This window comes from Dietzia sp. DQ12-76, from assembly GCF_014145045.1.
GTDB lineage: Bacteria > Actinomycetota > Actinomycetes > Mycobacteriales > Mycobacteriaceae > Dietzia.
This window is the reverse complement of the sequence record NZ_JAALDV010000419.1, coordinates 1-1,062: the sequence shown is the minus strand read 5'-3', so window position 1 is coordinate 1,062 and position 1,062 is coordinate 1. Positions and strand designations below refer to the sequence as shown.

The 1,062-nt window shown below is 71.5% G+C and carries 1 protein-coding gene; it reads right to left on the bottom strand.

The window, feature by feature from the left end:
- Positions 1-128: 128 nt before the first annotated feature.
- Positions 129-893 (bottom strand): ABC transporter ATP-binding protein, encoded by a 765-nt coding sequence (locus G6019_RS13770; protein ID WP_107757200.1) that lies wholly within the window; start codon positions 891-893, stop codon positions 129-131.
- Positions 894-1,062 lie beyond the last annotated feature (169 nt).

Here is a 1,062-nt window from a genome sequence, read left to right as displayed (position 1 = left end):
CGCCGACCGCGACCCCGGACCCCCGGACCCGGAGCCGTCGTGGGGACCCGGCTCCTCGCCTGGTGCGATCGACCCGGGCGTGGCGCGACCCGCCCGGAGAGCCTGCGAGGCAGTGGTCGTGTTGTCCATCAGTGTGCCTCCTCGAGTGCCTGGGAAACCTCGCCGACGAGGTTGATGTAGTCAGCCGAGTAGCGGACCTCGGGGTCGCGGGGGACGTCGAAGGGAACCTCGACGGAGTGGATGATGCGACCGGGTCGGCCGGACATCACCACGACGCGGGTGGACAGATACACCGCCTCCGACACCGAGTGCGTGATGAAGAGGCCCGCGAAGCGCTTGGCGGCGAACAACCCCAGGAGTTCGTCGCCGAGTCGTTGCCGCGTGATCTCGTCGAGCGCGCCGAACGGCTCGTCGAACAGGAACAGTTCCGGCTCGAGCGTGAGCGACCGCGCCAGCGACACCCGCATCTTCATGCCGCCGGACAGCTCGCGCGGCAGGGACCGCTCGAAACCGGACAGCCCCACGAGGTCGATCGCCTCCTGCGCCCGCCGACGCCGCTCGGTCTTGCCGATCCCGTCGAGCTCGGCCAGCATCTCGACGTTCTGCGCGACGGTGCGCCACGGCAACAGCGTGGCGTCCTGGAAGACGTACCCCACCCGGTCGGTGCCGGTCTGCATGTAGCCGTCGGTGTGTTCCGCGAGCCCCGAGGCCAGGCCGAGGAGCGTGGATTTGCCGCAGCCCGAGGGCCCCACCACGCTGACGAACTCGCCCGCCCCCACGCGCAGATCCACGCCCTCGAGCGCGCGCGTGCCGTTGGGGTAGGTGACGCCGACGTCGGAGAACCCGAGGATCTCGGCACCCGGTCGCAGGGCGGGGCGGGCTGGGGTCGTCATGGCAGCTCCTGGAGGTCGGGAGAGTGGTTCGGGGGGTGGAAGGGGTCGACGACGACGGACGCCCTCGCGGACACGACGCGGCCCGCGCGCAGCACGATCCGGTCCACGGGGGCGTCGGCGATCACGTCGTCGAGCCCGCTCGCGCGCACGAGCAGCAGGTCCGCGCGAC